This is a genomic window from Skermanella sp. TT6, assembly GCF_016653635.2.
Taxonomy (GTDB): Bacteria; Pseudomonadota; Alphaproteobacteria; order Azospirillales; family Azospirillaceae; genus Skermanella; species Skermanella cutis.
Genome location: NZ_CP067420.1, coordinates 2,332,476 through 2,352,370 on the forward strand (window position 1 = coordinate 2,332,476; position 19,895 = coordinate 2,352,370).

General features: G+C 67.7%; 16 protein-coding genes. 9 read left to right on the top strand and 7 right to left on the bottom strand.

Going from position 1 to position 19,895, the window contains the following annotated elements; translation table 11 throughout:
• Nucleotides 1-11 precede the first annotated feature (11 nt).
• Both IGS68_RS10985 and IGS68_RS10990 read left to right on the top strand, forming a co-directional pair.
• The gene (locus IGS68_RS10985; protein ID WP_201079856.1) at nt 12-1,004 is read left to right on the top strand and encodes a mechanosensitive ion channel family protein; all 993 of its coding nucleotides are present in this window, start codon (nt 12-14) and stop codon (nt 1,002-1,004) included.
• A 241-nt stretch (nt 1,005-1,245) separates the two neighbouring features.
• Nucleotides 1,246-1,584 carry a hypothetical protein gene (locus IGS68_RS10990; RefSeq protein ID WP_201079858.1) on the top strand — a complete coding sequence of 113 codons (339 nt, stop codon included), beginning with the start codon at nt 1,246-1,248 and terminating at the stop codon, nt 1,582-1,584.
• Nucleotides 1,585-1,892: 308 nt separating this feature from the next.
• Here the strand turns inward: IGS68_RS10990 and IGS68_RS10995 are convergent, their stop codons facing one another.
• From IGS68_RS10995 to IGS68_RS11005, 3 genes are all read right to left on the bottom strand, one after another.
• Complete coding sequence (locus IGS68_RS10995; protein ID WP_247881278.1) at nt 1,893-2,768, bottom strand: DMT family transporter; 876 nt, start codon at nt 2,766-2,768, stop codon at nt 1,893-1,895.
• A 221-nt stretch (nt 2,769-2,989) separates the two neighbouring features.
• Complete coding sequence (locus IGS68_RS11000; RefSeq protein WP_201079862.1) at nt 2,990-4,729, bottom strand: ABC transporter ATP-binding protein; 1,740 nt, start codon at nt 4,727-4,729, stop codon at nt 2,990-2,992.
• Nucleotides 4,730-4,855: 126 nt separating this feature from the next.
• A complete protein-coding gene (locus IGS68_RS11005; protein WP_201079864.1) occupies nt 4,856-5,377 on the bottom strand; it encodes an RNA polymerase sigma factor in 522 nt (173 codons plus the stop codon).
• 263 nt (nt 5,378-5,640) lie between these two features.
• Between IGS68_RS11005 and IGS68_RS11010 the strand changes: the two genes are divergently transcribed.
• The 7 genes from IGS68_RS11010 to IGS68_RS11040 all read left to right on the top strand — a co-directional run bounded on the left by IGS68_RS11010 (nt 5,641) and on the right by IGS68_RS11040 (nt 16,068).
• Nucleotides 5,641-6,645: a FecR family protein gene (locus IGS68_RS11010; RefSeq protein WP_201079866.1), complete on the top strand. Its 1,005-nt coding sequence runs from the start codon at nt 5,641-5,643 to the stop codon at nt 6,643-6,645.
• 187 nt (nt 6,646-6,832) lie between these two features.
• On the top strand, nt 6,833-9,085 hold the full coding sequence (locus IGS68_RS11015; protein ID WP_201079868.1) for a TonB-dependent receptor: 2,253 nt from the start codon (nt 6,833-6,835) through the stop codon (nt 9,083-9,085).
• 42 nt (nt 9,086-9,127) lie between these two features.
• Nucleotides 9,128-10,912, top strand: coding sequence for an IucA/IucC family protein (locus tag IGS68_RS11020; RefSeq protein ID WP_201079870.1), 1,785 nt, complete (start codon nt 9,128-9,130; stop codon nt 10,910-10,912).
• Complete coding sequence (locus IGS68_RS11025; protein ID WP_201079872.1) at nt 10,896-12,614, top strand: IucA/IucC family protein; 1,719 nt, start codon at nt 10,896-10,898, stop codon at nt 12,612-12,614. The genes IGS68_RS11020 and IGS68_RS11025 overlap by 17 nt, the downstream gene beginning before the upstream one ends.
• 36 nt (nt 12,615-12,650) lie before the next feature.
• Complete coding sequence (locus IGS68_RS11030) at nt 12,651-13,904, top strand: AMP-binding protein (protein ID WP_201079874.1); 1,254 nt, start codon at nt 12,651-12,653, stop codon at nt 13,902-13,904.
• The gene (locus IGS68_RS11035) at nt 13,901-15,220 is read left to right on the top strand and encodes a DUF6005 family protein (RefSeq protein ID WP_201079876.1); all 1,320 of its coding nucleotides are present in this window, start codon (nt 13,901-13,903) and stop codon (nt 15,218-15,220) included. Before IGS68_RS11030 ends, IGS68_RS11035 begins: the two co-directional genes overlap by 4 nt.
• Nucleotides 15,217-16,068, top strand: a complete 852-nt coding sequence (locus tag IGS68_RS11040) for a sugar phosphate isomerase/epimerase family protein (RefSeq protein ID WP_201079878.1) — start codon at nt 15,217-15,219, stop codon at nt 16,066-16,068. The genes IGS68_RS11035 and IGS68_RS11040 overlap by 4 nt, the downstream gene beginning before the upstream one ends.
• 22 nt (nt 16,069-16,090) lie before the next feature.
• On the opposite strand, the gene IGS68_RS11045 is transcribed toward IGS68_RS11040, so the two are convergent.
• The 4 genes from IGS68_RS11045 to nagA form a co-directional block, all read right to left on the bottom strand.
• A complete protein-coding gene (locus tag IGS68_RS11045; RefSeq protein WP_201079880.1) occupies nt 16,091-16,555 on the bottom strand; it encodes a TauD/TfdA family dioxygenase in 465 nt (154 codons plus the stop codon).
• Between the two features lie 129 nt (nt 16,556-16,684).
• The gene (locus tag IGS68_RS11050) at nt 16,685-17,890 is read right to left on the bottom strand and encodes an NADH-quinone oxidoreductase subunit D (protein WP_201079882.1); all 1,206 of its coding nucleotides are present in this window, start codon (nt 17,888-17,890) and stop codon (nt 16,685-16,687) included.
• Nucleotides 17,890-18,531: an NADH-quinone oxidoreductase subunit C gene (locus IGS68_RS11055; protein ID WP_201079884.1), complete on the bottom strand. Its 642-nt coding sequence runs from the start codon at nt 18,529-18,531 to the stop codon at nt 17,890-17,892. Before IGS68_RS11055 ends, IGS68_RS11050 begins: the two co-directional genes overlap by 1 nt.
• A gap of 116 nt (nt 18,532-18,647) precedes the next feature.
• On the bottom strand, nt 18,648-19,826 hold the full coding sequence (gene nagA / locus IGS68_RS11060) for an N-acetylglucosamine-6-phosphate deacetylase (protein ID WP_201079886.1): 1,179 nt from the start codon (nt 19,824-19,826) through the stop codon (nt 18,648-18,650).
• Nucleotides 19,827-19,895 lie beyond the last annotated feature (69 nt).

Sequence of the window (19,895 nt, forward strand, 5' to 3'; positions counted from 1 at the left end):
CAGGAACAACCGTGCAGGAAACCGATCTGCAATCCGCCGTCGACGCGGAAATCTCGACGGCCTGGGCGACGATCGACCAGATGATCGACTGGTCGATCTCCTTCCTGCCCAAGCTCGCCATCGGCGTCGTCGTTTTCGTGCTGTTCTGGCTGATCGGCAAAGGCGTGCGCCTGGCCGCGCGGCGGGGAACCGCCGGGGGATCCGCGCGCAATGTCGGGCTGGTGCTCGGCCGGCTGGCGCAGTGGGGGCTGACGCTTCTAGGATTGCTGGTCGCGGTGACCATCATGTTTCCCTCGGTCCGGCCGGTCGACCTGTTCTCGCTGCTGGGCATCAGCAGCGTGGCCATCGGCTTCGCGTTCAAGGACATCCTCCAGAACTTCCTGGCCGGCATCCTGATCCTGCTGCGGCAGCCGTTCCGCCTGGGAGACCAGATCGTTTTCAAGGAATTCGAGGGCACGGTCGAGGAGATCGAGACGCGCACCACCATCATCAAGACCTATGACGGGAGGCGCGCCTATGTCCCGAACGGCGAGATCTTCACCAATGCCGTCGTCGTGAACACCGCCTATGGCATCCGGCGCAGCCAGTGCGATATCGGGATCGGGTACGGGGACGATGCGCATCGGGCCGCCGCAGTGATCGTCGAGACCCTGCGGACGGTCGAGGGCGTCCTGCGGGAGCCGGCGCCGGAAGCCATCGCCGTGGCCTTGGCCGACTCCAGCGTCAACATCCGTGCCCGGTGGTGGACCGACGCGCACCAGCACGCGGTGCTTCGGGTGCAGCACGAAGTGATCATGGCCATCAAGGACAGGATGAGCGCAAGCGGCATCGATCTTCCGTTCCCCACCAGCGTGGTCCTGTTCCACGACCAGACGGAGGAGACCGACGGAGACCGCACCCGCCAGCGGGAAGGCTGGCCGTCCGGCCCGAAACCCCCGGCGCCCCGGACCATCGCCGGCACCCTGGCGCGGCAGCCGGGGGCGAACGGAGAGGATGCGGGCTGACATGGGCTGCACACCGCATCGTTCGCCGTCTACAACATGCTGATCGGGTACATGCCGCTCTTCGCCTTCCTGTCCGGAGGCGTCGTCGCAGGCGGCCGGGAAACCAACCCGCAGCCGCACTGTTGCCCCCCTGGCAAGGGTTGTTCCCGCCGATGCGGGCCAAGCCCGGACCCGGGCGGGTTTTCGCCCGGCGGGACATGAAAGACAGGAGTACCGGCATTTGAATGCGATACCGATCATCTTGGGATCAGGCCTGCTGGCCCTGGCCGCCGCTCCGGCCGGCGCCCAGGTAGCCAAGGAGATGCTGACGAACGACCCCGGCGTCGTGCGGAGCCTCGAACCCAACCCCGCTCCCCAGGGCACGCGCTCGCCGGACACGATCGACGAGACGGACGAGGAGAGCGGGCTCCAGGGCGCCCTCGAGCACCTGAAGGAGGATCCGGTCGACGTCGAGGGGAACGACGTGGAACGCCGGAGCCGGGACAGCCGCCAGCCGCCGCAGCCCCCGGAATCCCCCGAAAGCATGGAGGACCGCGCCGACGTACCGGATGCGAACGAGCCAGGGGAGCAGTCCAGGTAACCGATCCCCACCGTATCGGGAGAGCGATTTCACGCCGACCGCGACGGCCTCCCGACCCAGCGGCTTCGCCGGCCGTTCGAGCGCCGACCTCCACACCGGTGCGGGAGGAAGCATGCCCGATCGCCAGATTCCATCCGCCGGCCGGAACGGCACGCAGCTTGCCCCGCTCGCCGCGTCGGGTCGGACAAGCACATCGCCGCGCGCCGCTCGAAGGAGGAGATGACATGACGCCCTGTCGCAATGCTCCGGTGAAGGAATAGCTGGCAGGGATCGCCTTGCCGGTCAGGCTTCGCCGGCGAACGGACCGGTCATGCCGGCGCCCCGGCCCGCGGCGGGCGCGCGGCCAGCGTCACGCCGATCACGATGACGGCGATCGCGACGCCCTCGATGGGCGTCGGGATCTCTCCCAGGATGGGTATGGCCATCACCGATGCCATCACCGGGACCAGGGCTACGATCGCCGTGGCCGCCCCCGAGCCAAGCAGGGAGACCGCCCTGTTGAAGGTCACGATGGCGACCGCACTCATCAGGATGCCCTGATAGACGGTCTGGACCACGACCTCCTGGATCGGGGCGCTGCCGAGGCGGGCGAGGCCGAACGCCAGATATGCCGGCAGGAACAGGACGGCCGACCAGAAACAGATCAGGGCCGCCGCCTGGATCGGGGCGAGGCCGCTCCGCCGGAAGCGCAGCGTATAGAGCGCCCACATGGCCGAAGCCAGGAGCAGGCAGGCGAACCCCGCCGGGCTGGGAGACGCTCCGGACAGCGAAGCGCCGACGGTCAGCCCGACGAGGCCGGCGATGATCGCGGCATATCCCGCGAGACGGTCCCGGCCGGGCCGCTCCCGCAGGGCCAGCCACGCGATCGCTCCGGAAAAGACGGGCATCATGGTCGGCGTGACCGACGAGGCCTGCGCGGCGGAGGTGAGTTGGAGCCCCATCGCGACCAGAAGGACGAAGGGCGCCCCCCACAGCGCCGCGAACAGCAGTCCTTCGGTCCAGGCACCCTTCGGCAGCCGGCCGGTCCGGCCGAGCAGGACCGGCAGCAGGATCAGCGTGCCGAACCCGAAACGGAGCGCGGTGATATCCCATACGCGCAGTTCACGGGTGACGCCGAACCGGGTCACGACGAACCAGCCGGCGAAGATGGTCACCGTGACCGCGGCCCAGGCGAATCCGCTCACGATTTTCCGGAGGTCCGGCTGTCGCGGCGTCAAGGCCCGCCGTCCCCGGCCCCCGGACGTGCGCGCCGGCGTTGTCCGGCGTCGATCGATGAATCCTTTGGTCCCATGCTGCCGCTTCGGATCGCCATGCTGCTCGCGTCTGGCCCCACAATGCTCTGGCACCGGCGGCATGGCAACCTTGCAGGACCCGCCGACGGGATCGGGCCGGCCTGGGCCGTTGGCTATGCGGTCGTCCGGTTCGGCAGGGCGAGGTCCTGGGCTTCGTGCAGGCGCTGGTAAAGGCCGCCGGCCCGGATCAGGCTCTCGTGAGCTCCCTCCGCCGCGATCCCGCCGCCGTTGATGACGACGATCCGGTCGGCGTCGCGGATGGTCGCGAGACGGTGGGCGATGATCAGGGAGGTCCGGCCGCGGGCCAGTTCCTGCAGGGACGCCTGGATCGCGCGCTCGGTCTCGGTATCCAGGGCGGAGGTCGCCTCGTCGAGGATCAGGATCGGGGGATTCTTCAGGAAGATCCGGGCGATCGCGACGCGCTGCTTCTGTCCGCCCGAAAGCTTCACGCCGCGCTCTCCCACGACCGTGTCCAGGCCGTCGGGGCAGTCGGCGAGCAATCCGTCCAGCCGGGCGCGATGGGCGGCCTCCAGGATCTCGTCTTCCGTCGCGTCCAGCCTGCCATAGGCGATGTTGTCGCGCAGGGTGCCGGCGAACAGGAAGACGTCCTGCTGCACGATGCCGATCTGCTGGCGCAGGGACGCCAGCGTCAGGTCGCGGATATCGTGTCCGTCGATCGTGATCCGACCTTGGTCGACCTCGTAGAAGCGCGGCAGGAGCGACAGCAGGGTGGTCTTGCCCGCGCCGGAAGGGCCGACGAAGGCCACGGTTTCGCCGGCGCGGACCGAGAGCGACACGCCGTCGAGGACCGGCCGGGCCGGATCATAGCCGAAGCGCACGCCCTCGAAGGCGACGGCGCCCTTGAACGCCGGTGCCGCGACGGCACCGGGGCGGTCGATGATCTCCGGCTCGGTGGTCAGGAACTCCTGGTAGCGGCGGAACCCGGCTATTCCCTTCGGGTAGTTCTCGATCACCGCAGCGATCCGCTCCAGCGGCTGGTAGAAGACGTTGATCAGCAGCAGGAACCCGACGAAGCCCCCGATGGTCAGGTCGCCGGCATGGACGAACCAGGTCCCGGCGACGAGCACGACCACCTGGACCAGCCGCATGCCCAGATAGTTCAGTCCCAGGCTATAGGCCATGATGCGGTAGCCGTTGAGCTTGGCATGCCTGTACTGACCGTTGTCCTGGGCGAACAGCGCCCGCTCGTGGGCTTCGTTGGCGAATGCCCGGACGACGCGCGCTCCGCCGACGACCTCCTCGATCCTGGCGTTGAACGCGCCGACCCGGTCGAACTGGGCATGCCAGTTGGCCGTCATGTCCCGACCGAACCGCAGCACGATCACCATGATCACCGGCACGATCAGGAGCGTGATCAGCGCCAGCTGCATATGCACCGACATCATCAGCGCCAGGGCGCCAAGGAAGGTCATCACGGCGATGAACAGGTCTTCCGGCCCGTGGTGGGCGAGTTCGCCGATCTCCTCCAGGTCCTTGGTGAGACGGGCGACCAGGTGTCCGGTCTTGTGCTCGTCGAAGAAGCGCAGCGGCAGCAGTTGCAGGTGGTCGAAGGCTCTGCGGCGCATCTCGGTCTCGATGCTGATGCCCAGTACGTGGCCCCAGTATGTCACCACCGCGATCAGCCCGGTGTTGACCAGGTAGACCATCAGCAGACCGACGCTGGCCAGCAGGATCAGTTCCCAATCGCCCTTGGGCAGCAGGTGGTCCACATAGGCCGTCACCGCGAAAGGGAAGCCCAGGGAGAGCAGGCCGGACAGGATCGCCCCGCCGAAATCCACCAGGAACAGGCGGCGGTGCGGGCGGTAATAACTAAAGAAGTCCTTCAACACCATGGGGCCCCAAGAATTCTGCCGGACGACGGTCGCGGACATGGCAGCCGCGGCATGCGGCTCCGATGCTGAGACGTTCGACGCGCCCGGATCTCCGAAAACGACCCGGATCAGGCCGGCGCGGTCGTGTCAATCCCGCTCCCGCTCGGCGCGGGAGATCGTATCGAGGAAATGGCCCATCGCCAGCTTCATGTCGTTGAAAACGGTCCCCTGGGAAACACCCAGGTGGTCCGCGATTCTGGGATAGGACCAGCCCTCGACACGATTGAGCACCCACACCTTGCGGGCCCGCTCGGGAAGCGTCGCGAGTGCTCCCTTGAAACTGTTCAGACGCTCGCGGTGGAGCAGATGGTCCTCCGCCGAAGGGCTGTCGGAGGCGATCTCCAGCGATTCGAAAGTTTCGGGCGGGCAGACTTCGAACCGCTCCCGCGTCTTCCGCCGTCTCAGGTGATCGAGCGCGAGGTTTTGGACCGTCCGATGCAGGAAGGCGCTGACATTGTCGATCGACCCGTTCTCCGCCGCCCTGTGCGCCCGCAGGTAGCTTTCCTGAAGCACGTCCTCGGCAGTGTGAAGATTCCGCACGACCCTCATCGCGCGCCCGAGCAGCGAATGGCGATGATCAAGATAGATGGCGTTCAAACTTGCGGGCATGGTCAGCCTTATCATGCGATGCAGGCGCACCTTCCTCGCGACGGGAGGATTGCCTGCCTGTGCCGGGACGGTTCGTTCCCGGGGTTCCGTGGGATAGTTGCGGGAAACCCTTGCCAGAATTGCGCGACGCCTGCAACTGATAATTATTCGCATTATCACAGAGACTGCGGCCCGCGGTTCCGTGCAGGAATCTGCGCCACATATTGTGTTGTGCATCTTCAAGGACGTCTAAGCTATATACGTACCCGGAAATGGAACGGTGGATGACCCGAGTGGAGCAGAGCGAAGCGGACCGTCCGGGAGGCACCGGAAACTACCGCCACCCCGATTCGATCACCGATGCGGCACTTTCCTGGTTCGTGGCGCTTCAGGACGGAACCGCCGATCCGGAGACCCTGGCGGACTATCAGGAGTGGCGGCGCAGCGATCCGCGCCATGGCCCCGCATTCGACCACGTCGCGGGCGTGGGCGGCATGGCGGAACTGCGGGCCGCGACCCTGGCCAGCCCCGAGGCGTCCGCTCTCCGGTCCCGTCCGGTCCGGAAGGCGTCGCGACGCCTGTGGTGGGTGTCGCTGGTGGCCGCTTCGGTGATCCTGGCGGCAGGCTTCCACCGGCTACCCGCCTTGATGCTCCGATGGAACGCCGATTACCTGACCGATGCCGGCGCCATGCGGGAAGTTGCACTGCCTGATGGCTCGCGGCTTCTGCTCGACGCCGCTTCCGCCGTGGCGCTCGATTTCGACGACAGGCGCCGCGATGTCCGCCTGTTGCAGGGGAATGCGTTCTTCGACGTGGTCACCGACCGGGCGAGGCCGTTTCGGGTGACCGGCGGCTTCAGCACCGCCGTGGTCACCGGAACCGCCTTCGCCGTCCACTCCGACGGGGCCGAGGACGCGATCTTCCTGGAAGAGGGCCGGATCGCCGTCGGCAAGCTGGGCGCTGCCGGGCTGCCCCTCGCCCTCGAGCCGGGCGAACGGGTCACGGCGACCGAACGCGGGCTGTCCGCCGCGATCCGGGTGGATCCGGCCGTGGCGCTCGCTTGGCGCGACGGCCGGTATGTTTTCCATGAGCAACCGCTCGGCGACGTGATCGACAACCTGCGCCGCTACTACGCGGGGCCGATCCTGACACTCGCCCCCGGGATCGACGACGCGCTGGTAAGCGGGAACTACCGGCTGGACGACCCGGTCGGCGTGCTCCGGTCCCTGGCCGGGATCGCGGGCGCGAGCCTGACCGTGCTGCCCGGAGGAATCGTCATCCTCGCCTGATCTTTTTTTGTGAGACCCGCCGGCTCCGAACGTCTGGCTGGATGGGGAGACGCACAGCCGCGTGCGACCGCTCCCCGATGCCAGCAGAAGACGGGAGTTGTAGGGAATGGATTGCCGGACGGGTGTAACACCGGAAGTTTCGACACGCGTAAATAAGACGGCCGCCCGGCATCTGATCCTGGCACTGATGGCATCCACGGCCCTCGGTTGTGCCCTGGCCCTTCCCACGGCGGCCTCGGCCCAGCGGCAGGCACCGGCCGGTGCCGCCGGCGATAGCGTCGACTTCGCGATCCCGGCGCAGCCGCTCCAGGCCGCGCTGGACAGTTTCATCCGCCAGACCGGCTGGCAGATCGGCTACTCCAGCGCCCTGGCGGCCGGGCGGACCTCCCGCGCCGTCAGCGGCGCCATGCCGCCTGCCCAGGCCTTGGAAATGCTGCTGGCCGGGACCGGTGTCGGCTTCCGCATGGCGGGACCGGCCACGGCCTCCCTGGTCGCGACGCAGGCACCGGCCCAGCCGGAAACCGACGGCACGGCCGTTCCGGCGGGTGCCCTGATGCTGGACCCGGTCACCGTCTCCGGTTCCACCGGCGGCTGGGGTGTCGGCCGGACCACCATCACGTCGGAGGACCTGCAGCGGAGGAACCCCACGAGCCTCCAGCAAGTCTTCGCCGGCGAGCCCGGCATCCGGGTCGGCAGCTCGGTGCCGATGTCGCAGAAGGTCTATGTCAACGGCGTCGAGGAGACCAACCTCGCCGTCAGCATCGACGGCAGCCGCCAGAACAACAAGGTGTTCCACCACAACGGCACGACCCTGATCGACCCCAGCTTCCTGAAGATCGTGCGGGTCGATGCCGGGGTTGCCCCGGCGGATGCCGGTCCCGGGGCGCTGGCCGGGTCCATCGCCTACGAGACCAAGGACGCGCGCGACTTCCTGACCGAGGATGGTGTCGGGGCTTTCGTCAAGTCCACGTTCAACACCAACGGGCCGGTCCTGACGACCAATCTGGCCGGCTACGGAATGCATCGGGGACTCGAGGCGCTCGGCTTCGTCACCTACGGCAAGGGCGGCAAGTTCGAGGCTGGCAACGGCGACGAGGTGGCCGGCACCGGGACCGACATCCTGAGCGGCCTCGCCAAGGCCGCCGTGGAAAGCGACGGCGGCAACCGTTTCCAGCTCAGCTACGAGCGCGTCTACGACGACGCGACGCGGCCGTTCCGGGCGAATGTCGGCGGGATCTCCGGCCGGCCGCCGTGGGAGCCGCGGGTGCGCGACTACACCCTGGACCGGCAGAACCTGGTCTTCACCTACAGCGATACGACGCCGACGGACCTGTGGAATCCGAAGGTGGTCCTCGCTTATGGCCGCACCGACGTGGAAACGCCCATCTTCTTCCGTCCCGTGCCGCCCAGCACCGTTCCCGCCAGCATCCCGGGCACCGGCAAGACCGACTCCCTGAACGGCAAGGCCGAGAACGTCTTCTCGTTCGGCCTCGGAACGATCACGGCCGGCGCGGACTTCTACCGGGACGAGGGCACGTACGAGGACGAGACCTTCAAGGCCACGGAGAAGGCGAACAATTTCGGCCTCTATGCCCAGGCCCGGATCGAGCCGTGGGAGCGCCTGCGCCTGTCCTTCGGCCTGCGCGGCGACCGGCAGAAGTTCGAGGGAACCACCGGGGAGGAATGGACCAATTCCGGCGTCAGCCACAATGCGTCCGGCGAATTCGACCTGATCCCCGGGTTCCTGACCGCCAAGGCGGGATACTCCCATTCCTGGGCGGGCATTCCGCTGGCCGAGAACTTCATCATGAACAGCGCATGGCGCTACGGCGCCGGGCCGGAGCCGGTGACCGCGGACAACGTGACCGCCGGGCTCGAAGCGCGCTACCACGGCTTCACGGCCGAGGGGCGCGTCTTCCGGACCGACATCGACGACGCGCGGGCCGCGCGGTTCGCCGCCGCCAGCGCCACGCTCAGGCGCGACGTCGAATCCAAGGGGTATGAGCTCGGAGCCGGCTATTCGTGGAACGAAGGGTATGTCCGCGCCAAGTTCGCCGATATCGACGTCACGATCGACGGCCAGCCCGCCGATTCCGACATTGGAACCTATCTCGCCACGCCTGTCGGGCAGATCATCACGCTGGGCGGCGCCCAGTCCTTCACGAACCTGGACCTGACCGTCGGCGCCGACGTGGAGATTGTGCTGGATTACGACGACGTCCAGGCGGGACAGCGTCCCCTGGACGGCTACGAGGTGTTCAACATCTTCGCGGAGTACCGGCCGGCCCAGTACTCGAACCTGAGCTTCCGGCTCGACGTCCGCAACCTGTTCGACGCCACCTACGCGGATCGGGCCACCTACGGACAGGAGTTCGGGACGGTCACCCCGCTCTACCAACCGGGCCGGTCCTTCCTGATCAGCGCCTCGGCCAAGTTCTGACATCCCTGCCTTCCAGTGTGCCACCGCCAGGATCGGCAAGTCATGCCTTCAACTCAGCAGATCGCCGAGCAAGTCACCTTCCAGAGTTTCGCCAACTGCTACTGGCGGGAGATCGATGCCGGCAGACATGCCCGGCATACCGCTTCGGACGGCTCGGCGGTCGAGTGCGTCGAATGGACCCTGACCTCCCAGCGGGCGGTCCTGCGCAGCGAGATCGTCACGCGGTCGCTGTGCGGACCGAGTTGCTTCGGCCGGCTCTGGACCCGGTCCCTGGCGGACAGCGTGTGGCAGCAGGTCGAGCCGTTCTCCGCCCTCTGCACCCTGGCGCGCGAAAGCTACGGTCGGGTGCGGCGGGAAGGCGCAGCCGATCTCCGGGACAGCGAGCTGGAACTCCTGCTCCGGGTCCTCCAGAGCTATCAGTCGGTGCGTTGCTATCTCGACGCGAACCGGGATTGTCCCGCCGTGGCGGACGATTTCATCGCCGCGGAGCAGTCGCTCGTGTTCGGCCACTGGCTTCACCCGACGCCCAAAAGCGTGCAGGGCATGACCCCCTGGCAACAGCCGTGCTACGCCCCGGAATTGCACGGGCGGTTTCGGCTCCAGCTCTTCGCCGTCGCGGCGGACCATGTCAGCCACCGGTCCGCCTTCCGGCGAACCGCCCCGGAGATGATCGCCGAGGCGCTGGGAACCGACGCCGGCCGGTTCGACCTTGCCGCAGGCGAGCAGATCATCCCCATGCATCCGCTCCAGGCCGAGGCGCTGCTGCTTGATCCCGCCGTCCAGGCCCTCCGGGACCAGGGCGTGCTCCGGACGCTGGGGCAGGGCGGGCCATGCTTCACGGCCACCTCCTCCGTCCGTACGGTCTACAGCCCCGACAGCCCGTGGATGCTCAAGTTCTCGCTGCCGGTCCGGATCACCAACTCCGTGCGGGTGAATCGGCGGCACGAGCTGGAAGCCGGCGTCATCATGGCGAAGCTGATCGGCTCCATCGGGCCTTTGCTCGCCCAGCGCCTCCGCTTCCTGCTGGACCCTGCCTACATGACGCTCGAGGCGCCGGGCGGCGGCGAGAGCGGGTTCGAGGTGATCATCCGCGAGAACCCTTTCTCCGGCGGCCGTCAGAACGGAGTCGTCGCCATCGCGGCCCTCACCGCCGACCCGCTGCCCGGGCAGGATTCCCGGCTGGAGCGGCTGGTCCGGCGCGTCTCGACGGCATACGGCTGGCGGCTGGACGAAGCATGCCGCCACTGGTTCGACCGGTACCTCGCCTGCGCGCTGGAACCCCTCGTGCGGCTTTACGACGAACACGGCATCGCCCTGGAAGCCCATCAGCAGAACGGCCTCCTGGATATCGCGGAAGGACTGCCGAGCCGCTTCTACTACCGCGACAACCAGGGTTTTTATCTGTGCAATTCCTATCGCCAGTCGCTGAGGCGGCATGCCCCGGAAGCCGATAACTTGCCGTCGCTCTATTACGACGAGGACGAGATCAACAGGCGCTTCTCCTACTACGCGATCGTCAACCAAGTCTTCTCGGTGATATCCCGCATGGGCAAGGACGGCCTGATCGCCGAGGAGGAACTGCTGCGCATCCTGCGGGGGCGCCTGGAAGTCCTGGCGCCGCAGATGAGGCGGTCCGGGCGGTCCTTCATCGGCGGCCTGCTCGACAGCCCGACGATCGGGGCGAAGTTCAACCTCACCGCCCGGCTGCTCGACATCGACGAACTTCAGACGGCGAACGAGGCGGCGCTCTACGCGCACCTGCCCAACCCCCTGTGCCGGCTGGCGGTCGAGGGCTTCGGAAGGGAGCGTCATGCCTTTACCTCATGAGTTGCCAGGCCGGGCCGACGAGCGGGTCCTGAGGCAACTCGTCGGTGCCCTGCTGTTCGAGCGGGTGCTTGAGCCGCAGGCCGCGGAACTGGACGGGACCCTGGGCCTCGAATGGGAGTCGGGCGGCGTGCGGTTCCGGTGCCGCGGCTCCGCCGGTCCGTTCGGACGACCGCGGATCGTCCCGGGATCGGTCCTGATGCGTGTGCCGGGCGGACAGTGGGTGCCGGCCGACCCCCGTCCCCTGGTCGAAGGCCTGCCGACGCCCGCCGCGTACAAGGTGTCGCTGCTGGCGGAACTGGACCGCACGGTGGCGCTGTGCCGGTGGAACGACGCCAACCTGCCCCGGACGCCCCGCCGCGGCATGTCCTTCGCGGACCTGGAAGGAGCGTTGGAGGAGGGCCATCCCTATCATCCCTGCTTCAAGGCCCGTCTCGGCTTCGACGAGGACGATCACGCCGCCTTCGGACCCGAGGCGGGGCGGACCTTCCGGCTGGTCTGGCTGCTGGTCGAGCGCTCCCACCTGGATCAGGACCTGGGTGGCGACGAGGAGGCGTTCTGGCGCGCGGAACTGGGCGGCAGGACCTGGGAGGAACTCGAGGCGCGTCGTGCGGCCGCCGGCAAAAGTGCTGCCGACTACGGCTTCCTGCCCGTCCATCCCTGGCAGTGGCGCTCTCTCCGCGACCGCGAGCTGGCAGGCTGGCTGGCCGACGGGCGCGCGCTCGCCCTGGGGCCGCTAGGCGATCGCTACCGCGCCAGCCAGTCGGTCCGGACGGTCATGAACGTCGACGACCCCCGCAAGGCGGACGTCAAGCTGGCAATGAACATCGTCAACACGGCCTCGCGCCGGACCATCGTGCCCCATTCGGTCTGCACCGGGCCGGCGATCTCCCGCTGGCTTACCAAGGTCGTGGAATCCGACCCGTTCTTCGATCAGGTCTGCCCGCTCACCCTGCGGACGGAACATGCCGGCATCATCGCCGACAGGGATGGGCCGCTCGCCGGGCAACTGGCCGTGCTCTGGCGCCGAAGCGTCGCCGAGGCCCTGCGCGAGGGCGAGGCGGCGGTTCCCTTCAACATGCTGATGGCCGTGGAAACGGACGGCGAGCCCTTCATCTCGGATTGGGTCGGGAAGTTCGGCCTGCTTCCCTGGCTCGAACGGCTTTTCGAGATCGCCATCCTCCCGGTCTGGCACCTCCTGGCCTGCCACGGCATCGCGGTCGAGGCGCATGGCCAGAACATGGTCCTGGTCCATCGGGACGGCTGGCCGGAGCGGCTGATCCTGCGCGACTTCCACGAGAGCGTGGAATACGTGCCCGAGTTCCTGAAGGACCGGGGAAGCGTGCCGGACTTCGCCGAATTGAACCCGGTTTACCGCGACGCTCCGCCCGATCGGTTTTACTGGTCGGATCGCCTGGATGCCCTGCGGGAATTGGTAATGGACACCCTGTTCATCTACAACCTGACGGAAGTATCCCACCTCCTGAACCTTCATTACGGCCTGCCCGAACCGGTGTTCTGGCGGAAGGTCCATGACTGCCTCGAGCGCTATGCCCGGCGGCAGGGCCTTGAGGAGCGCCACCGGCGGATCGGGCACGCGGCGCAGGAAATACTCACCGAGTCCCTGATGAGAGGAAAACTGCTCAATGCAACGGAAGAACTTCACCATCCGGTCCCGAACATCTTCGCGGATTTCCGGGGCTGAAGGGACGGGGACCCTTCCGAGCGATCGAGGTGCCGCATGATCCGGATCGACGACACGGTCTACAGCCGCACGGAGATCGAGGGCCGGGCGGCGCGGATCGCGGAGCAGGCGGGCCTTTCCAGCCACCCCGGCGTCCGGTTCGCCGCATGCTTCGGCGAAACGATCGACTGGCTGGCCCTTTTCTTCGCCGTCCGGGCCGCCGGCGGCAGCTTGCTGCCGCTCCATCCCAGCACCCCGCCGGCGGCGGCGCGTCGCATGGCGCGGGAAGGGGGCTGCCGCTTCCTCTTCCTCGACGACGTGGTTCCCGAGGAAGTCGCGCCCGAGGCGGCGCCCGGCGAGACCGGCCGGCTCGTGCAGATGAGTTCGGGGACCACCGGCGCTCCGAAATACATATCCCGGAGCTGGACCGACATCGACCGGGAGGTCGAGAGCTATGTCGGCCATTTCCGCGAGCCGGAGGGCATGACCCCGGTGATCGCATGCCCGACGACCCATTCCTATGGGCTGATCTGCGGATTGCTGGTCGGACTTCGGCGCGGAGCGGAGCCGCTGATCCTGAATACCGGGAACCCCAAATACATCCTCAGGAAGCTGGCGGAGGTGGAACGGCCGCTGCTCTACTCGTCCCCGGTGATCCTCCAGGCGCTGGCGAAGCTGCTTCCCGAGGGGGAGAAGATCCACGCCGCCATGACCTCCGGCACCCTGCTGCCCGATCCCTGGTTCGTGCAGATCCGAGCCAAGACCCGGCACATGTATCAGCAGTACGGCTGCTCCGAGGCCGGCTGCATCGCCGTCAATCCGGACATGACCGCCTCCGGCGACATGGGCCTGCCGCTCCCGCATCATCGGCTGCGGACCGGCGCCGGTCCGGACGCTCCGGAGGAGATCGTCGTCGAGGGTCCCGAAGGGGAGATCCGCACCCGCGACCTGGGCTACCGGAGGCCGGACGGCATGCTGGTCTTCGTCTCCCGGCTGGACGACACGATCAACGTCTCGGGCCTGAACGTCTATCCCAAGGATGTCGAGGACGTGGTGATGGCGCTGCCCGGCGTCACGGATGCGGTCGCCTTCCGGAAGGCCGACCCCTTCGCCGGCGAAAGGGTCGGCTTGGCGTTCAGCGCCACCGAGCCCGTGCCCCATCAATCCATCCGCGCCTGGTGCCGGGAGCATCTGGCGGCCCACCAGCAGCCGACCGAGATCTTCCAGGCGGACGCCCTCCCGCGCATGGCGAACGGCAAGATCAGCCGGCGGCAGGTGGCGGAGTCCTACGCCGCGGGGGCCGGCCGATGAGACGGGACGAAGTCGTCGAGGCCATCCGCACCGTCCTGCGCGACCATCTGCAGAACCAGCATCTGCACCTGTTCGGCCCATCGGCCCGGCTCAACGAGGACCTTTACATCGACTCCATCCTCATGATGGAAATCTTCCTCCAGCTGGAACTGTCGTTCGGCCTGTGCGTGCCGGATCACGTCATGACGTCGCGCGAACTCTCGACCGTCGCGGATCTGGCGGGCCTGTTCGCGGAGGAGGAAGCCGCTTCGCCTGCCGTGCCGGGACCGCCGCCGGGAAGCGTCCATGGCGAGGAGTATGTCGATATCAAGGTGCATTGCTTCGTCAGCTCCGTGTGCGATGCCCTGAAGCGCACCCCCGGCATCGACCACCGGCCGTTCTACTTCGGCGTCTGGGATGCCGATTTCGCGATCGGCGACGGCACCCCGGGCAAGGAGTGGATGCTGCTCTACCATGCTCCATCCGTCAGCCACGACTTCTTCCGGCACTGGTTCCGGCGCCTCTACGGGCCGGAGGTCCGGGAATGGTATGATCGGACCAGGAGCAAGTCGGACAACCTCGCGACCCTGCTGGACCTCGTCGAGACCAGGTCCGACACGCTGAGCGTCATGGCGATGGTGGATCTCCACCATCTGCCCGAGCGCGAGAACAAGTTCAACCAGAACCCTTTCCCCCATTACCTGATGCTGGAGAAGTCGGCCGACCCGGAGGTCTTCTTCGTCTCCGACCCCGATTTCCGCTGGGAAGGCGAGATCGCGAAGCACAGGATCGTCAATGCCTTCTGCCAGCCGACGGTGGGCGGCGGGTTCGCGTTCGACCGGAGCGAGATCCATGCTCCGGCGGCCGAGGACCTGAAGGCCTATTTCGAAGCCTGCTTCCGTCCCGACGCAAACCCGCTGACCGGCGCCGTCCGCCGGATCGTCGCATCCCACCTCGCGGGAAAGAACGGCCGGACCCCGAAGCACCTCGGGACCGCGCTGCGGGAACTGCCCGTCATCTCGATCCGCAAATACGCCTACGAGCACGGGTTCGCGTTCTTCTGGCGCGCCCTCGGCCTGCCCGACGAGACGTTCCTGGCGCACTGCGACGAGATCGAGGAGCTGATCCAGGGCTTCAAGGCGCTGCACTACGCGGTGCTGCGGCTCGCCGAGACCGGCGACGCCGGCCTCGCCCCCGACATCTTCGAGCGGCTCGACCGGCTGGATCGGCTCGAATTCGCCATCAAGGCTGCGCTCGGCGCCGTCTTCCGGTCCTGGTGCGCGGCGAACCGGCTTTCAGACGAGCATCTTCAGCGCGATGCCGAGGTGGCCTCATGAAGATCTCGCTCTGCACCATCACCTTCCGCCATCATCTGGTGTCGTTGGAGGATCTCGCGGTTTGGGCGCGGGCCAACGGCTTCCAGGGCATCGAGCTGTGGGGGGCCCACGCCCGCAACATGGCGCACGATCCCAGCCGCAACGCCACTTGGCTGGCCGGCTTCGGCCTGTCCGTCCCGATGCTGAGCGACTACCTGCCGCTCGACGGGGACGCCGACGACCTGATGCGGAAAACGGCCGATCTCTGCCGCTTGGCGCAGCGCTGGCGGGCGGGCAAGATCCGCACCTTTGCCGGCGGGACCGGCAGCCGGGAGACATCGGCGGCACGTCAGGCCTTCATCGCCGACCGGCTGCGCATGATCTGCGACCATGCCGCCGGCCACGGCCTCTCCCTCCTGGTCGAGACCCATCCCGGAACGCTGGCGGACAGCCTGGCGGCGACCCGTGCCCTGATCCGGGCGGTGGATCATCCGGCCTTGAGGATCAATTTCGACGTGCTGCACGTGTGGGAGGGCGGCGACGACCCGATCAGGGCGCGCCGGGACCTGCTTCCCCATATCGGCCATTACCACCTGAAGAACATCCGCTCGCGGGCGGACCTGACGGTGTTCGAGCCTGCCAACGTCTATGCCGCGGCGGGGCGGCGCGACGGCATGGTACCGCTGTTCGACGGCATGGTCGATTACCGGGCCTTCCTGGCCGAACTCTCCGACGATCCCGAGGCCGAAGCCTCGCTCGAATGGTTCGGCAACGACTGCCACGAGACCTTGCGCCGGGACCGTCTCGCCATCGGCGGCGATCGGACCCGGCATCGGGAGCCGACGGTGCGGAGCTTGGCGGCGATGTAGGCCGGTCGGAGGACCCTCGCGCTCAGCCCGCCGCGGCGATGGCCACGGGTTCGTCGCCGCGCATGGTGGTGCGGTCGAGCGTCCGGCGGAGGTGAGGAGGGCGTCCTGTCGCCAGATGGAGGATCGAGCAGTTGTCCCACATGACCAGGTCGAACGGCTGCCACCGATGCCGATGGATGAAGCGGTCGTCCGTGGAGTGCCGGAACAGTTCGGCCAGAAGGGCTGCGCTTTCGTCCTCGACCAATCCGACGATGTGGGTGATGAAGCCTTCGTTCACGAACAACGCCTTCCGCCCGTTCGCCGGATGCACGCGCACCACGGGATGGACGACCGGCGCCACGCCGGCCGCCGCCAGGTCGAGGCTTCCCGAGATCAGCGCGTCGTCCATGACGCTGCCGCCGCTGAACCGGGTCCAGGTGACCTCCGGCTCGGGAAGGCCGCCTTCGCGGGCGTGCCGCTCGCTCAGCTTCCGTTCCTTGATCACCATCAGCGGCAGGTAGGAGATGCCGAATTGCTGGGATTCGAGCCGCGCAACCCTTTGCCCTGAAGAATACGACTATCCCGGTTGCGCCGAGCTTGCCCGGAGGCTCCATCCGGCCCATCAGGACCGCTGAAATCAGCGGTCGATCTCCCCGAACACGATATCGATGGAGCCGATGATCGCCACGGCGTCGGCCAGCATGTGCCCTTTCGACATGGCGTCGATCGCCTGGAGGTGCGCGAAGCCGGTTCCGCGGATCTTGCAGCGGTAGGGCTTGTAGCTCCCGTCCGCGATCAGGAAAACGCCGAACTCGCCCTTGGGCGATTCCGTCGCCGTGTAGGTCTCCCCGGCCGGGACGTGGAAGCCCTCCGTGTAGAGCTTGAAGTGGTGGATGAGAGCTTCCATGGAGCGCTTCATCTCGCCCCGGCGCGGCGGGGACACCTTGTGGTCCTGGACCCGCACCGGCCCATCCGGCAGTTGCTCCAGGCACTGCCGGATGATGCGGTTGCTCTCGCGCATCTCGTCCATGCGCACCAGGTAGCGGGCGTAGCAGTCCCCGGTGAGCCCGACCGGAATGTCGAAGTCCATCCGGTCGTAGACGTCGTAGGGCTCGGCCTTGCGCAGGTCCCACGGCACCCCGGAGGCGCGGAGGCAGGGACCCGTGAAGCCCCAATCGAGCGCCTCGGCCTCGCTGACGATGCCGATGTCCACCGTGCGCTGCTTGAAGATCCTGTTCTCGGTCAGCAGGCTTTCCAGGTCGTCGACGAATTTCGGGAACTGCTCGGTATAGGCCCAGATGTCGTCGGCCAGTCCCGCGGGCAGGTCCAGGTTGACGCCGCCCGGGCGGAAATAGTTGGCGTGGAGCCGAGCGCCGGACACCCGCTCGTAGAAACCCATCAGCTCCTCGCGCTGCTCGAAACCCCAGAGCGACGGGGTGATGGCACCGACATCGAGCGCGTAGGTGGTGATGTTCAGCAGGTGGTTCAGGATGCGGGTGATCTCCGCGAACATCACCCGGATGTACTGGGCCCGCGGCGGCGCCTGGATGCGCAGCAGCTTCTCGATGGCGAGCACGTAGGTGTGCTCCATGCACATCGGGGAGACGTAGTCGAGCCGGTCGAAATAGGGGATCGACTGGAGATAGGTCTTGTACTCCATGAACTTCTCGGTCCCGCGGTGGAGCAGGCCGATATGCGGGTCGCAGCGCTCGACGACCTCGCCGTCCATCTCCATGATGAGGCGGAGGACGCCGTGGGCCGCCGGATGCTGCGGCCCGAAATTCATGGTGTAGGTCTTGATCTTGCCGGGCTCGGCGGCGTTGGTCGCGGTCTGGACGGCCATCACTTGTTGCTCCCCGGCTGGTCTTGCCCCGTCGGCGCCTCGGCCTTCTCGTCCCCGGCCAGCATGACGTTGGTCATGCCTTCCCAGGGGCTGAGGAAGTCGAAGGTCCGGAAATCCTGCTGGAGCTTCACGGGTTCGTAGACGACCCGCTTCTGTTCGTCGTCGTAGCGCATCTCGACATAGCCGGTCAGGGGGAAATCCTTCCGCATGGGATGCCCCTCGAAGCCGTAGTCGGTCAGGATCCGGCGCAGGTCCGGATGGTCGGAGAAGAACACGCCGAACAGGTCCCAGATCTCCCGCTCGAACCAGTTGGCGACGGTATAGACGTCGGTGATCGAGGGGACGGCCGAGTCCTCGTCGGTGCTCAGCTTGATCCTGATCCGCTGGTTGTGGCGCAGGCTGAGCAGGTTGTAGACCACGTCGAAGCGTTCCTCGCGCTGGGGATAGTCGGCGGCCGTGATGTCCATCAGCTGCTGGAACTGGCACATGGCGTCGTCTCGCAGGAACGCCATGACCTTGACGGTGTCCCTCCGCTCGATCCGGAGGACCAGTTCGTTCAGAAGAACCTCCGCCGACCGGACGGCGCCGGGCAGGCTTGTCTGGACGTGGTCCCCGAGTTTCCGAAGCGCTTCCGTATTCATGGCAAGTGTCCTTTCCCGCCGCCGGCTCCGGTCGAGCCGACGCGGGCCACAAACAGTCCCGCGGAGGATTCGTCCCGGGACCTGCGGGCAGACACCCTTCGGACATGGGCCGGCGGCTATCCCTGCGCGGCGGGGCGTCCCGCCGACGAGCGGACGCCGCCGATCCAGGTGTCCAGGACGCGCAGTCCGGCATCGAGCAGGACGAGGTCCGCCCCGTACCCCGCCTCCAGCCGGCCCAGCCGGTCCCCCATGCCCAGGAACGTCGCCGGGTACAGCGACGCCATCCGCAGGCTCTCCTCCAGCGGAAGGCCGAGGAGATCGACGCAGTTCCTGACGGCCGAGGCCATGTCGATATCGGCCCCGGCGAGCGTGCCGCCTTCGGTCTCCAGCCTTCCGCCGCGGCGGAGGATGCGCCGGCCGTACAGCTCGAACCCGTCCGCGTCGGTCCCGACCGGAGGCATGGCGTCGGTCACCAGGAACAGACCGGCCGGCCCCTTGGCGGCCAGCGCCATGCGCAGCGTGGCCGGATCGACATGGATGCCGTCCGCGATGATGCCGCACCAGGTGCCGTTGCGTTCCAGCGCCGCGACGGCCACGCCCGGCTCCCGGCCGGCGATGGGCGGCATGGCGTTGAACAGGTGGGTGAAGCCGGTCAGGCCGTGCCGGACGGCGTCGAGCGTCCGGCCGTGGCCCGCGATCGTATGGCCGGCCGAGACCATCACGCCGGCCCCGGCCAGCCGGGCGATGGTCCGGTCCTCGACCTCCTCCGGCGCCAGGGTGACCAGCACCCGGCCGTGGGGCATCCGCTCCGGCAAGGCGCAGAGGAAATCCAGGTCGGCGCCGTCGGGGTGCCGGATGTATCGGAGATCGTGGACGCCCGGCTTGTGCGGGCTGATGAACGGCCCTTCGAAATGGATGCCGAGGATGCCGCTTTCGGGCCGCCGCATCGCGGCGATCACGGCCTCGGCGGCCGGCGCCATCCGGGAGCGGTCGTCGGTGATCAGGGTCGGCAGCAGCCCGGTGCAGCCGAAGCGGCGCAGGGCTTCCGCCATCCGCAGCACGGTCTCCTCGCATGGATCGCCGTTGAACAGCACGCCGCCGGCGCCGTTGGCCTGCACGTCGATGAAGCCGGGGGCGAGCAGGCTGCCGGCCGGCAGCCGGACGGTCGCGGAACCGGCAGGCAGATCCGCCTCCGCCACCAGGCCGGCGATCACCCCGCCGTCCAGCGCGATCGCCTGGCCCTCGATGATGGCGTCGCCGGTGAACAACCGGGACCCGGCCAGAAACTGTAGCAAAGGATGCTCCCTCCTTATCCAACCCGCCCGGCCACCCTATAGCAGCCGCTGGTCCGGGCGGCATCGTGG

Coding starts and splice junctions, on each gene's coding strand:
- IGS68_RS11000 (WP_201079862.1), bottom strand. CDS start 4,729: ATGGTGTTGAAGGACTTCTTTAGTTATTACCGCCCGCACCGCCGCCTG.
- IGS68_RS11005 (WP_201079864.1), bottom strand. CDS start 5,377: ATGCCCGCAAGTTTGAACGCCATCTATCTTGATCATCGCCATTCGCTG.
- IGS68_RS11010 (WP_201079866.1), top strand. CDS start 5,641: ATGACCCGAGTGGAGCAGAGCGAAGCGGACCGTCCGGGAGGCACCGGA.
- IGS68_RS11015 (WP_201079868.1), top strand. CDS start 6,833: ATGGCATCCACGGCCCTCGGTTGTGCCCTGGCCCTTCCCACGGCGGCC.
- IGS68_RS11020 (WP_201079870.1), top strand. CDS start 9,128: ATGCCTTCAACTCAGCAGATCGCCGAGCAAGTCACCTTCCAGAGTTTC.
- IGS68_RS11025 (WP_201079872.1), top strand. CDS start 10,896: ATGCCTTTACCTCATGAGTTGCCAGGCCGGGCCGACGAGCGGGTCCTG.
- IGS68_RS11030 (WP_201079874.1), top strand. CDS start 12,651: ATGATCCGGATCGACGACACGGTCTACAGCCGCACGGAGATCGAGGGC.
- IGS68_RS11035 (WP_201079876.1), top strand. CDS start 13,901: ATGAGACGGGACGAAGTCGTCGAGGCCATCCGCACCGTCCTGCGCGAC.
- IGS68_RS11040 (WP_201079878.1), top strand. CDS start 15,217: ATGAAGATCTCGCTCTGCACCATCACCTTCCGCCATCATCTGGTGTCG.
- IGS68_RS11045 (WP_201079880.1), bottom strand. CDS start 16,555: ATGGTGATCAAGGAACGGAAGCTGAGCGAGCGGCACGCCCGCGAAGGC.
- IGS68_RS11050 (WP_201079882.1), bottom strand. CDS start 17,890: ATGGCCGTCCAGACCGCGACCAACGCCGCCGAGCCCGGCAAGATCAAG.
- IGS68_RS11055 (WP_201079884.1), bottom strand. CDS start 18,531: ATGAATACGGAAGCGCTTCGGAAACTCGGGGACCACGTCCAGACAAGC.